The sequence below is a fragment of the Streptomyces sp. NPDC045956 genome (genome assembly GCF_056430705.1).
In genome coordinates this window covers 485,364-497,050 of sequence record NZ_JBWKKZ010000004.1, presented here as the reverse complement: position 1 = coordinate 497,050, position 11,687 = coordinate 485,364, and the positions used below count along the sequence as shown (strand labels likewise).

Here is an 11,687-nt window from a genome sequence, read left to right as displayed (position 1 = left end):
GCACCCCTCCGGGCCAGGATGCCCGTATGAAGGGTGACCTCTTTTCCAGCGAGCACATGGTGCAGCCCGCCACCGCGCCGGGCATGACCGTCGAGAACTCCAAATGCATCCGTTACACGGTGAACGGCGACATGCTGGCCCGGCAGGGCGCGATGGTCGCCTACCGCGGCAACCTCCGGTTCGAGCGCAAGGGCCAGGGCGTGGGCGGCATGCTCAAACGCGCGGTCACCGGGGAGGGGCTGCCCCTGATGGCGGTGAGCGGGCAGGGCGAGGCCTGGTTCGCGCACGAGGCGCAGAGCTGCTTCATCGTGGAGGTCGAGCCCGGCGACGAGTTCACGGTCAACGGCCGCAACGTGCTGTGCTTCGACACCTCGCTGTCGTACCGCATCTCCACCGTGAAGGGCTCGGGCATCGCCGGCGGCGGGCTGTTCAACAGCGTCTTCACCGGGCAGGGCAGGCTGGGGCTGGTGTGCGAGGGCAGTCCGCTCGTCATCCCGGTCTCGCCGCAGTACCCGGTCTACGTCGACACGGACGCGATCGTGGGCTGGTCCGCCGGACTCGCCACCTCCCTGCACCGCTCGCAGTCCATCGGCTCGATGCTGCGCGGCGGCTCGGGCGAGGCCGTGCAACTGGTGCTGCAGGGCGAGGGCTTCGTCGTCGTGCGGCCGAGCGAGGTGACGCCGCAGAAGGCGCAGGCGCACTGAGGCGACGGGACCGTTCGCCGGCGTCCCGGCGGCCGACGTCCTGCCGCCCGACCACGCCTCGGAACCGTGTTGACCTCGGACGCGGCACGCGAAAGGGTGCGCACGGTCGCGGATCACCGCCCGCGCCGGAAGGATGAGTGCCTTGATCGGGATCACGGAGATCGAAGCCGCGGCGGAGCGGATCGCCGGACATGTCGTACGCACCCCGACCGTGCCCAGCCCCGGGCTGTCCGCGCTGCTCGGGGTCCCGGTCACCGCGAAACTGGAGCTGCTCCAGCGCACCGGCTCGTTCAAGGCGCGCGGCGCGACGGCGAAGCTGCTGTCGCTGACCGAGGCCGAGCGGGCCGCCGGTGTCGTCGCGGTCAGCGGCGGCAACCACGGCATCGCGGTGGCGGTGATGGCCGCCGCCCTCGACGTCAAGGCCACGGTGGTCATGCCGCGCACGGCACCGGCCCGCTCCGTGGAGATCGCCGAGGAGGCGGGGGCGCTGGTGCGGCTGACGGACGGGATGGACAGCGCCTTCGCGTTGGTGAGCCGGCTCCGCGAGGAGGGCCTGACCCTGGTCCACCCCTTCGACGACCCCGTGGTGATCGCCGGCCAGGGCACGGTGGGGCTGGAGTTCGCCGCGGACGCCGGGGAGCTGACCGACGTGCTCGTGAGCATCGGGGGCGGTGGGCTGATCGCCGGTGTGGCGGCGGGGCTGCGGGCGGTGCGGCCGGACGTGCGGATCTGGGGTGTGGAGACCGAGGGTGCCGAGGCCATGTCCCGGGCGCTGGCGGCGGGCGGGCCGCTCCCGGTGGCCCTGTCGTCGGTCGTCACCACGCTGAGCGCTCCGTCCGTCTCCCAGGTGACCTACGAGCATGTGTCGGCGCTGGTGACCGAGGTGCTGGTGGTTTCGGACCGGGAAGCCGTGGAGGGTTCGCAGGCCCTCGCCGAGCACGCGAAGGTGTGGACCGAGCCGGCCGCCGGCTGCCTGCTGCCCGCGGCCCGGCGGGTGGTGGAGCGGGTGGGCGACACCGCGCGGATCGGTCTGGTGGTCTGCGGCGGCAACGCGACCATCGCCGACATGGCGGCCTGGGCGGACCGCTTCGGTCTGCGCTGACGCCCGCATCCGGGCCGCAACCGCGTGTACCGCGGGGCACCACCGGGTCGGCCCCGGATGCGCAGGTTGAAGAACGGTCGGAATCGACCCCCTGATCCACCCGCGTTGAACGCACCCCGGCCTCCTCACCGTACTGCTGGGCAAGCCGAGAGCCGGCGGTGCGAACGAGGGGTGGCCATGGGCAGGGCGCACGTCTCCACACAGGGATCGGTCGCCGGGCGGTACCGCCTCCTGGAGGTCGTCCACCGCGAGACGAACCGGCTCTGCTGGTCCGGGGTGGACGCGGAGACCGGCCGCCCGTGCCTGGTCACGCAGATCGCGCTGCCGGAGGGCCACGCGGCCCAGACCGCCCGCCGGGCCACCGGCCGTGTGGTGCGCACCGGCGAGACCATGCGGTCGCTGTGCCCCGGGCGGATCGCCGCGGTGTCCGACGCCGTCGTGACGGACGGCGTCCTGTGGACGGTGACCGAACGGGTCGCCGGCGTGCCGCTCGGTGAACTCCTGGCCGGGCAGGGCGCCTTCAGCTACGCGCGGGCGGCACGGATCGGCCTTGCCCTGCTGGACGTGCTGGAGGCGGCCCACGACCTGGGGGTCACACACGGCGAGCTGAGCCCGGGGCAGGTGTTCGTGGCCGAGGAGGGCTCGGTCGTCGTCACCGGCTTCGGCCTGGCCGGCGCCACCCTCGCCCCCCGGCTCACGGCACCCTCGTACGCCTCGCCCGAGCAGGCGCGCGACGAGCGGATCGGGCCGGCGGCCGATCTCTGGGCGCTGGGCGCGATCCTCTACACGATGGTCGAGGGACGCCCTCCGTTCCGCGACCGCGAGCGGCCCGAGGCGACGCTGAGGGGCGTGGACCGGCTGCCGCTGCGCACGCCCGTGCGCGCCGGTCCGCTCACGCAGGCCGTGCAGGGACTGCTCCGGAAGGACCCGCGGGAGCGGCTGACCCGCCCGGTGGTGCGCGAGGCCCTCACCCGGGCGCTGGCCGAGGAGCCCGAGCCGGTCGTGCGCGGGGCGTCCCGCCCCCGGCTCCGGGGCGCGTGCGCCGCCGCCCGGTACGCGGGCCGCGGGTGGAGCCGGCGGACGGTGCTCGCGGGGACCGCCCTGGCCGTCGTCGCGGTCACGGCGGCCGTCCTCGCCGTCACCCACGGCCTGCCCGGCTCGGGTGACGGCTCCGCCATCGGCACCGGCCCCCGGCAGCGCCCTTCGGCCCCCGTGTCGCCGCCCGGGGACGACACGGCCCCCTCCTCCCCCGCTCCCCGGCCGAGTGCGACCCCCTCCCCCTCGCGGCCGGGCGGCGCCCTGCCGGCCGGGTTCCGCCGCTACGACGCACCCGAGGGGTTCTCCGTCGCGCTGCCCGAGGACTGGCGGCGGCTGAGCACCTCCCGGGTGTCGGACGTGGCCTACCGGGTGGTCCTGGGCGCGTCCGGCGACCCGCGCACCCTCGCGGTCACCTACAGCGAGCGGGCGGGCGCCGATCCCGTGGCGGTGTGGCGCGAGGACGTCGAGCCCGGTCTGGAGCGGTCCGGGGACTACCGGCGGATCGGCGAGATCCGCGCGACGAGGTACCGGGGACGTGAGGCGGCCGACATGGAGTGGACCGCCGAGGCCGACGGCACCCGAATCCGCACCTTCGGCCGCGGCTTCCTCCTCGGCGGCGGACGGAGCTTCTCGCTGCGCTGGACGACGCCCGCCGAGGACTGGGACGACGCCGGGAACGAGCGGGCGCTCGCCGCCTTCCTGGAGACGTTCCGGGAGGACGCGCGCCGTCCCTCCCCGTCCTGAACCTCGTCGCCCGGTGCGGGGGCGGGTTCGCGGTGCGGGCACCGGGCGCGCGCGGTATTTCGCCCCGTTTTCGCTGCGCCCGGGCGGGGACTCGCGCCCCATGGTGCAAATCGGATACACGATGATGACCGAGCAGGCCGGCCCCCGTGAGCTCGTCGGCCATCTGGTGCGGGCCGAGGAAGCGGGCTTCGACTTCTCGGTGACCTCGGACCACTACTTCCCGTGGCTGCGCTCGCAGGGTCACTCGCCCTACGCCTGGGCCGTGCTGGGCGCGGCGGCCCAGGCGACCTCGCGCATCCCGCTGATGACCTACGTGACGTGTCCGACCTTCCGCTACCACCCCGCGGTGGTGGCGCAGAAGGCGGCGACGTTGCAGTTGCTGTCCGAGGGCCGGTTCCGGCTCGGCCTCGGCTCGGGCGAGAACCTCAACGAGCACGTCGTGGGAGGCGGCTGGCCGTCGGTCGACGTCCGGCACGAGATGCTCGAAGAGGCGGTGGAGATCATCACGGGGCTCTTCGAGGGCCGCCACGTGAACCACCGCGGCACGCACTTCGACGTGGAGTCGGCACGGCTGTGGGACCTGCCGGACACCGCGCCGCCCATCGGCATCGCCGTATCCGGCGAGCGCTCCTGCGCGCTCGCGGGGAAGCACGCCGACCTGGTCATCGCCACCGAGCCGAAGTCCTCACTGCTGGAGGCCTTCGACCGGCACGGCGGTGCGGGCAAGCCGCGCGTGGGCCAGCTGCCGGTGTCCTACGATCCCGACCGGGACACGGCGATCAAGCGCGCCCACGCGCAGTTCCGCTGGTTCGGCAACGGCTGGAAGGTCAACTCCGAACTGCCCCACCCGGATTCCTTCGAGGCGGCCACCCAGTTCGTCACCCCCGACGACGTCGCCGAGTCGATCCCCTGCGGTGACGACCCGGACGCGTTCGTGGAGGCCGTGCGCCCCTACGCCGAGGCCGGGTTCACCGAGGTCGCCCTGGTGCAGATCGGCGGCGAGACGCAACCCGCCTTCCTCGACTGGTCGGAGAAGACGCTGCTGCCCGCGCTGCGCGAGGCCCTGGGCCGGTCCTGAGCCCCGGGGCACGATTCACCCGTCTGCGTGAGCATCTTGCCGGTGAGCGGGGTACTAGAGGGCTCCACGTCCGTCCTCCGGAGGCCCCAGCCGTGAATTCCCTCGTGCACAAGACCCTGGTCGTGCAGCTCCAGGCGGGCGACGCAGACCGCTTCCCCGTGCTCGCCCATCTCGGCTACGACTCCGCGGACCCGTTCGCCGTCACCGTGGTCTTCAGCCACGACGGGCGCGTCCTCGCCCGCTGGTCGCTGGACCGGGAGATGGTGCTCGACGGGCTGACCCGCCCGGTCGGCGTCGGCGACGTGCGACTGCGGCCCGAGTCACGGGGCCTGTGGGACGAGCTGCGGATCGAACTGCTCGGCGACGCCCGGCCCGACGGAGGCCGCCACCACGCCGTGGTGTTCCTGTGGGCGGCGGCCGTCGAGGCCTTCCTGCGCGAGACCCACGCCGTGGTGCGGCCCGGGGAGGAAGAGGTGTGCGTCGACGACTTCCTCGCGGAGGTCATGGCCGAGGGGTGACGCGCAGTCAGCGCGTCGTGTGGCGGTACCGGGTCCACAACGGGATGCCGAACCAGCACACCAGGTACCAGAACACCACCCCGGCCACGAGATAGGGCACGAACCCGTCGTGGGTCGCCACGCGCAGGATCAGCAGGAGCGAGGCGGTCGTCGTGGCGAGCAGCAGGACCAGGCCGAGCAGGGTGAGCCGGGAGGCCCACCGCACGGCATGGGGCTTCACCCGCCGCCCGGCGACGATGCGGTGCAGGGACACCGGACCGATCAGGGCGCCGGTGGTGACCGCCCCGAGGACGACCGTCACCAGGTAGATCATCTGGTCGGTGTCCGAGAGGTCGTCGTACTTCGGGGTGAACACGACGGTGAGCAGGAAGCCGAACAGGATCTGCACACCCATCTGCGCGACGCGGACCTCCTGGATCAGCTCGGTCCACATGCGGTCCGCCCGCTCCTCCTCGGTCTCGTCGCGCCCTCTGCGCCGACCCGAGTTCGCTGTCGCGCCCTGGTCCGTCACGGTTCCTCCCGGTTGCCGCGGCCTGCGTTCCCTTCCCTCTTCCCGGGTTCTCCACCCTCAGGCTCCAGGTCGGGGCGACGGCGCCCGGTTTGAGTGATCAGCGCACGGATACACGGGCCCGGACCGACGCGATTCCTGGGGAAGGGCGAAGCATGTCCGACACACAGCTCACCGTGACGCTCAGCGGTGGCGGCATCGACGACGCGCGGGCGATCGTCCGCGCACTGGAGGAGGTCTTCGGCGCGCCCGACGGCCTGCCGGGCGACGAGCGGGCGACGGTGCGCACCGCGACCTTCGACTCTCCGGACGCGCCGCGGGCGGCCACGGCCGACCGGCCAGCCGGGACCACGCTGTCGGAGCCGGTATCGGTCACCGTCCAGGGCTCGCCGCAGGCCGTCGAGGCGGCGAGCAAGACGCTGGCCCACGCCTTCAGCACGAGGAACGAGGGGGCCGCCTCCGGCGACCAGGAGCGGGAACGGCAGCTGCTCCTGGTGCCGTGAGGGCGACGGGTACGCCTACCAGCGGCTCTCGACCTGGTCCCTGACCCGCCGGTCGTACAGGTCGCGGATCGCCGTGAGCGTCTCCTCGGACAGCTCCGGCAGCCGGGCCGCGTCCGTGTTGGCGCGGGCCTGTTCGGGTGAACGCGCTCCCGGGATCACCGTGGTGACGCCGGGCTGCTGGATGATCCAGCGCAGCGCCAGCTGGGCCGGGGTGTACCCCTCGGGGGCGAGCGCGGCGAACTCCGCGGCGGCCTCCACTCCGGTGGCGAAGTCGACACCGGAGAAGGTCTCGCCCTGGTCGAAGGCCTCGCCGTGCCGGTTGAAGTTGCGGTGGTCGTTGGCCGCGAAGACGGCGTCCCTGGTGTACTTGCCGGACAGCAGTCCGGAGGCCAGCGGCACCCGGGCGATGATGCCGACGCCCGCCTCCCGGGCGGCCGGCAGCACCTCGCGCAGGGGCTTCATCCGGAACGGGTTCAGGATGATCTGCACGCTCGCCACGTTCGGCCGGGCGATCGCGGTCAGCGCCTCGGCGCAGGTCTCCACGCTGACGCCGTACGCGGCGATGCGCTCCTCCTCGACGAGGGCGTCCAGGGCGTCGAACACCTCGTCGCTGGAGTAGACGGGGGTCGGCGGGCAGTGCAGCTGCACCAGGTCGAGGACGTCCACGCCGAGGTTGCGCCGGGAGCGGTCGTTCCACTCCCGGAAGTTGTCGAGTACGTAGTTCTGCGGGATCTGCTCGACCCGGCGGCCCATCTTGGTGGCGATCAGCACGTGCAGGTCGGGCCGGCCGCGCAGGAACCCGGCGATCGTCTCCTCGCTGCGCCCGTCACCGTAGACGTCCGCGGTGTCGAAGAACGTCACCCCGGACTCGGCGGCCGCCTCCAGCACCGCGAGGGCTTCCTTGTCGTCGACGTCCCCCCAGTCGGCGCCCAGTTGCCAGGTGCCGAGTCCGACCACCGAGGCGTGCTGATCCGACCTGTCGAAAGTGCGCTCGTCCATGGCGACAGTCTGTCACCCGGAGCGCTCCCGCACCGCGCCGGGACCTGCCGCCGGACTCGCGGCGAGTCTCCGGGCCTGGACCGTGCGCGCGATCCTGGGTCCCAGCCAGCGCTTGAGCCGGCGCAGCGCCTCCAGCCGGCCGGCCGCCCGGTCGAGCCGGTGGTAGAGCCGGGGCGGGACGTACGGCAGCAGGGGCGAGTGGCGCTGGCCGAGCAGGGCGAACATCTGCTCCGGGGGGAGGCCGATGTAGCGGGGCAGGTTCTCGTACCACTGCGCGCTGTGCCGGGCCGCGCTCTGCACCGGGAGCAGGGCCTCCCTGCGTTCCCGCTCGTAGTGGGCGAGCGCCTGCGGGAGGGTCGCCCGTTCGCGCAGGGCGGCGGACAGGGCCATGGCGTCCTCCAGGGCGAGCGTGGTGCCGGCGCCGATGGAGTAGTGCGTGGTGTGCGCGGCGTCGCCGAGCAGGACGAGGTTGTCGCGGTACCAGGTGCGGTTGGTGAGGGTGCGGAAGGTGGGCCACGCGCCGCCGGCGCCGGCCGCTGACCGCCCGGTGAGGGGGTGGCCGTCCAGGACGTCGGCGAAGAGCTTCTCCAGCACGGTCAGGGCTTCGGCCTCGTCGGCGCGGTCCAGCCCCAGGCCGGTCCAGGTCTCGGGCGCGCACTCGACGACGCAGGTGCTGCCCTCGGGGCCGTAGCCGTAGCCGTACGCCCAGATCCAGCCGTGGTCGGTCTCGGTGAACGCGAAGGTGAAGGCGTCGAAGACCTTGGTGGTGCCGAGCCAGGCGTAGTGGTTGCGCCCGGCCCGGGCCTCGGTGCCGAAGTGACCGGCATGCCGGGTGCGCAGGGCGCTGCCCACGCCGTCTGCGGCCACGACGAGGTCGGCGGGGGGCAGGTCTGCGGCGTCGACCTCCAGGTCGAACTCCAGCCGCACGCCGAGGGACCGGGCTCGGGCGGCGAGGATCTCCAGGAGCCGGTGGCGGCCGATGCCGAAGCCCTCGTCGCCGCGGTGGCGGGCCTGCTCGCCGTCCACGTGGGCGACACCGTCCCGCCAGCGCACGGAGTGCTCCTCGACGGCGCGCGCGGACTCGGGGTCGTGTGCGTGGAGCCGGTCGAGGAGACCCCGCCAGTAGGTCACGCCCCAGCCGTAGGTGGAGCCCTCCGGGTTGCGTTCGTACACGGTGATGTCGTGGGAGGGGTCCTGCACCTTCAGCAGGATCGACAGATACAGGCCGGCGGGTCCGCCACCGACGCATGCGACCTTCACACTCACCCCTGGAATGCCATCAAAACGGTCATATGGCGTGGCAGGTTAGCAGGCGGACGCACTGCCGGGGAGGACGCGACGGCGGGCGGCGGTGACGCACGGCGACGACCCGTGCGGTGGCCCCGCCGGGAACGACTCGGGGGTGCGCGCGGTGGGGTGCGGGGCCCGGTGCTAGCCGGCCGCCGCCGTGCGGCACTCGGGGTGGCCCCAGCCCTGGTCGTTCTTGGCGATGGGTTCCCCGGCGGCGTAGGAGCGGCCGCAGAGGCACCGCCCCGGGAACTTGGCCTTGAGGGTGCGCGCGGAGGCGCCGCCGCTCTTGCGGGCCGTGGACGCGCCCCGGCGCGGTGCCTTCTTGGCGGCGGGCGCGTCGGGGGCGGGCGGCGGCTCCGGGGACCCGAGGCCACTGCCCGCCGGCTTCTGGACGACGGCGGCCTGGCTGGCGGCGCGGTCGGCGAAGTCGTTGAGGCGGTCGCCGTCCACCTGGTGGGCGGGCACGTAGCGGAAGTCGACCGAGCGGCCGTCGAGCAGCTCGTCGATGCGCACGACCAGTTCCTGGTTGGCGACCGGCTTGCCGGCGGACGTCTTCCAGCCGTTGCGTTTCCAGCCGGGCAGCCAGGTGGTGACGGCCTTCATCGCGTACTGCGAGTCCATGCGGACCTCGAGCGGCACGTCCGGGTCGGTCGACGCCAGCAGGCGCTCCAGCGCCGTGAGTTCGGCGACGTTGTTGGTGGCCCGGCCGAGCGGGCCCGCCTCCCAGCGGACCGGGACCTCGCCCGCGTCGGCGACCACCCAGGCCCAGCCGGCCGGACCCGGGTTCCCCTTCGAAGCCCCGTCGCACGCGGCCACCACACGTTCACGCATGCGTCCGATCATGCCATGGCGCGGGGGGTCGCCCGGACGGGGTTCAGGAGACGTCCGTGACCTTCGGCATCTCCCCTTCCGGCTTCGTGAGGTCGATCACCGAGAAGGTGGCGCCCTGGGGGTCGCCGAGCATGGCGAACCGGCCGAAGGGAGAGTCCATCGGCCCGGACCGCAGGACCCCGCCGAGCGCGGTGGCGCGGGCCACGGCGTGGTCGCAGTCGGCGACGGTGAAGCAGACGTTGATGTGGGGCGGCACCTCGGGCGGGAAGTCGTCCGTCATGGCCATCCGGCCGAGGACGGTGTCCTCGCCCAGGTCGAAGAGGCGGAAGTCCACCCCGTCGTCCTCCATCTGCTTCGCCGTGTAGGAGAAGACGGCCGGGAAGAAGCCGTCCGACGTGCCGGGCTCGCGGGTGAACACCTCGGCCCAGCAGTACGCACCCGGCTCCGCCGTCGCCTCGAAGCCCTCGTGGGTGCCGCCCTGCCAGATCCCGAAGACGACGCCCGACGGATCACGCGCCAGGCACATGGTGCCGAAGTCGTCGACCCGCATCGGCTCCATGACGATCTCGCCGCCCGCCTCGCGGATACGCCCGGCGGTCGCCGCGGCGTCGGGGGAGGCGAAGTAGAGGCACCACTGCGCCTGCTCCTCCCGGCCGGGCATGGGCGGCACCACGGCCGCGACCGCCTTGCCGTCGGCGTAGCACTGCGTGTAGTTGCCGTACTCCGACGACGACTCGCCGAAGGTCCAGCCGAGGATGTCGCCGTAGAAGCGCTTGGCTCCCTCGAGGTCGCCGAACATCGCGTCGGCCCAGCAGGGGGTTCCTTCAGGTCGGACGGCCATGACCGCCGCCTCCCGTACGTCGGGGTGAATGGTCCGGATCGTGGGGCGCTCGCCCTCTCACGCTCGTCCTCTCACGCTGGTCATCCCCTTCCGCCTCCGCGCGGCGGCGGGCTCACTCCCCTGCGTACGCCTTCTCCAGTGCGGCGATGTCGAGCTTGCGCATCGACATCATGGCCCGGTTGGCGCGCGCGGCCTTCGCGGCGTCCGGGTCGCGGAACATCTCCTCCAGCCGCGCCGGGACGACCTGCCAGGACACGCCGAACCTGTCCTTGACCCAGCCGCAGGGCCCCTCCTCGCCGCCGTCCTCGGTGAGCGCGGTCCAGTAGTGGTCGACCTCCTTCTGGTCGTGGCAGGTGATCTGGAAGGAGACGGCCTCGTTGAACGTGAACATCGGGCCGCCGTTGAGCGCGACGAACTTCTGGCCGTTGGCCGTGAAGTCGACGGTGAGCACGTTGCCGGCGGGCTGGTGCGCCCCCTCGGGGTAGTAGGTGACGGCGCCGAGGCCGGAGTTCTCGAAGAGGGAGACGTAGAAGCGGGCGGCCTCCTCCGCCCGGCCGTCGAACCAGAGACACGTGGTGAATCCGTCGGTGTCCATGCGGACCTCCTGGGCGTGCGAACGCGGTCACCACTGTCGACCGGCGCGGGCTGGAGAACTCATCGGTCGGCCGCCACCGATCCGGACGGCGGGAGTGCGCTGGCGGGGTGTGCTGCCCGTGACGGCGGGAACGATCCGCTCCTGACGGCGGGAGGGGTCTGCTCGTGGCGAATCTGCCGCGGGCAGAGAAATCCGTGCGGGGGGCCGTGGCGGGCCAAGAGTGGAGGGACAGCGGCATCCCGGCCGCGTACGGCTCACTCGACGACTCGACAAGGAGCGCCGATGTCTCCACTCATCACCGGCCGCGCCCCGGCCGCCCTGCCCCGGGCGGAGGAGGGCGACACCCCCGCGACCCGCTTCGACGACCACCTGGCCGCACAGCTGCTGACGCAGCGGATCGTGCTGCTGGGCACCCAGGTCGACGAGGTCTCCGCGAACCGGGTCTGCGCCCAGCTGCTGATCCTGTCGGCGGAGGACCCGCGCACCGACATCAGCCTCTACATCAACAGCCCCGGCGGCTCCGTGCACGCGGGGCTCGCCATCTACGACACGATGCGGCTGATCCCGAACGACGTCTCGACGCTCGCCATGGGGTTCGCCGCCAGCATGGGGCAGTTCCTGCTGAGCGTCGGTGCGGCGGGCAAGCGGCACGCCCTGCCCAACGCGCGGATCATGATGCACCAGCCGTCGGCGGGCATCGTCGGGACCACCGCCGACATCGAGATCCAGGCCGACAACCTGGAGTTCACCAAGCGCACCATCGAGCGGATCACCGCGGAGCACACCGGCCAGAGCCCGGAGACCATCTCCCGGGACGGGGACCGCGACCGCTGGTTCACGGCCGAGGAGGCCAAGGAGTACGGCATGGTGGACCAGGTCGTCCAGTCCCTCGCGGACGTGCGCCCGGCCGCCACCAGGCGACGGATGGGGCTGTGA

The 11,687-nt window shown here is 72.9% G+C and carries 13 protein-coding genes; 7 read left to right on the top strand and 6 right to left on the bottom strand.

Annotated elements, in window-relative coordinates; all coding sequences use genetic code 11:
- Window positions 1-26: 26 nt before the first annotated feature.
- The 5 genes from AC07FV_RS14475 (at window position 27) to AC07FV_RS14455 (ending at window position 5,184) form a co-directional block, all read left to right on the top strand.
- Window positions 27-704, top strand: a complete 678-nt coding sequence (locus tag AC07FV_RS14475) for an AIM24 family protein (protein WP_479087298.1) — start codon at window positions 27-29, stop codon at window positions 702-704.
- Window positions 705-846: 142 nt separating this feature from the next.
- Window positions 847-1,806 (top strand): threonine/serine dehydratase, encoded by a 960-nt coding sequence (locus AC07FV_RS14470; RefSeq protein ID WP_479087297.1) that lies wholly within the window; start codon window positions 847-849, stop codon window positions 1,804-1,806.
- A 177-nt stretch (window positions 1,807-1,983) separates the two neighbouring features.
- Entirely contained in the window at window positions 1,984-3,588 is a 1,605-nt protein-coding gene (locus tag AC07FV_RS14465; RefSeq protein ID WP_479087295.1) for a serine/threonine protein kinase, read from the top strand.
- 100 nt (window positions 3,589-3,688) lie between these two features.
- Entirely contained in the window at window positions 3,689-4,666 is a 978-nt protein-coding gene (locus tag AC07FV_RS14460) for an LLM class F420-dependent oxidoreductase (protein ID WP_479087294.1), read from the top strand.
- A gap of 92 nt (window positions 4,667-4,758) precedes the next feature.
- Window positions 4,759-5,184, top strand: coding sequence for an SsgA family sporulation/cell division regulator (locus AC07FV_RS14455; protein WP_479087293.1), 426 nt, complete (start codon window positions 4,759-4,761; stop codon window positions 5,182-5,184).
- A 7-nt stretch (window positions 5,185-5,191) separates the two neighbouring features.
- On the opposite strand, the gene AC07FV_RS14450 is transcribed toward AC07FV_RS14455, so the two are convergent.
- A complete protein-coding gene (locus AC07FV_RS14450; RefSeq protein WP_384700820.1) occupies window positions 5,192-5,695 on the bottom strand; it encodes a DUF6328 family protein in 504 nt (167 codons plus the stop codon).
- Between the two features lie 152 nt (window positions 5,696-5,847).
- On the opposite strand from AC07FV_RS14450, the gene AC07FV_RS14445 reads away from it, so the two are divergent.
- Window positions 5,848-6,195 carry a hypothetical protein gene (locus AC07FV_RS14445; RefSeq protein ID WP_479087292.1) on the top strand — a complete coding sequence of 116 codons (348 nt, stop codon included), beginning with the start codon at window positions 5,848-5,850 and terminating at the stop codon, window positions 6,193-6,195.
- Between the two features lie 15 nt (window positions 6,196-6,210).
- Here AC07FV_RS14445 and AC07FV_RS14440 read toward each other — a convergent pair whose 3' ends face one another.
- The 5 genes from AC07FV_RS14440 to AC07FV_RS14420 all read right to left on the bottom strand — a co-directional run bounded on the left by AC07FV_RS14440 (window position 6,211) and on the right by AC07FV_RS14420 (window position 10,751).
- On the bottom strand, window positions 6,211-7,194 hold the full coding sequence (locus AC07FV_RS14440; RefSeq protein WP_479087291.1) for an aldo/keto reductase: 984 nt from the start codon (window positions 7,192-7,194) through the stop codon (window positions 6,211-6,213).
- 12 nt (window positions 7,195-7,206) lie between these two features.
- The gene (locus AC07FV_RS14435; RefSeq protein ID WP_479087375.1) at window positions 7,207-8,454 is read right to left on the bottom strand and encodes an FAD-dependent monooxygenase; all 1,248 of its coding nucleotides are present in this window, start codon (window positions 8,452-8,454) and stop codon (window positions 7,207-7,209) included.
- Between the two features lie 171 nt (window positions 8,455-8,625).
- Window positions 8,626-9,327, bottom strand: a complete 702-nt coding sequence (locus AC07FV_RS14430) for a ribonuclease H family protein (RefSeq protein ID WP_479087290.1) — start codon at window positions 9,325-9,327, stop codon at window positions 8,626-8,628.
- 31 nt (window positions 9,328-9,358) lie between these two features.
- Entirely contained in the window at window positions 9,359-10,156 is a 798-nt protein-coding gene (locus tag AC07FV_RS14425; RefSeq protein WP_479087289.1) for a VOC family protein, read from the bottom strand.
- Between the two features lie 112 nt (window positions 10,157-10,268).
- Window positions 10,269-10,751, bottom strand: coding sequence for a VOC family protein (locus AC07FV_RS14420; protein WP_479087287.1), 483 nt, complete (start codon window positions 10,749-10,751; stop codon window positions 10,269-10,271).
- A gap of 282 nt (window positions 10,752-11,033) precedes the next feature.
- Here AC07FV_RS14420 and AC07FV_RS14415 point away from each other — a divergent pair, with 282 nt between their 5' ends.
- The gene (locus AC07FV_RS14415) at window positions 11,034-11,687 is read left to right on the top strand and encodes an ATP-dependent Clp protease proteolytic subunit (RefSeq protein WP_479087286.1); all 654 of its coding nucleotides are present in this window, start codon (window positions 11,034-11,036) and stop codon (window positions 11,685-11,687) included.

Coding starts and splice junctions, on each gene's coding strand:
- AC07FV_RS14475 (WP_479087298.1), top strand. CDS start 27: ATGAAGGGTGACCTCTTTTCCAGCGAGCACATGGTGCAGCCCGCCACC.
- AC07FV_RS14465 (WP_479087295.1), top strand. CDS start 1,984: ATGGGCAGGGCGCACGTCTCCACACAGGGATCGGTCGCCGGGCGGTAC.
- AC07FV_RS14460 (WP_479087294.1), top strand. CDS start 3,689: ATGGTGCAAATCGGATACACGATGATGACCGAGCAGGCCGGCCCCCGT.
- AC07FV_RS14445 (WP_479087292.1), top strand. CDS start 5,848: ATGTCCGACACACAGCTCACCGTGACGCTCAGCGGTGGCGGCATCGAC.
- AC07FV_RS14440 (WP_479087291.1), bottom strand. CDS start 7,194: ATGGACGAGCGCACTTTCGACAGGTCGGATCAGCACGCCTCGGTGGTC.
- AC07FV_RS14430 (WP_479087290.1), bottom strand. CDS start 9,327: ATGATCGGACGCATGCGTGAACGTGTGGTGGCCGCGTGCGACGGGGCT.
- AC07FV_RS14425 (WP_479087289.1), bottom strand. CDS start 10,156: ATGGCCGTCCGACCTGAAGGAACCCCCTGCTGGGCCGACGCGATGTTC.
- AC07FV_RS14420 (WP_479087287.1), bottom strand. CDS start 10,751: ATGGACACCGACGGATTCACCACGTGTCTCTGGTTCGACGGCCGGGCG.
- AC07FV_RS14415 (WP_479087286.1), top strand. CDS start 11,034: ATGTCTCCACTCATCACCGGCCGCGCCCCGGCCGCCCTGCCCCGGGCG.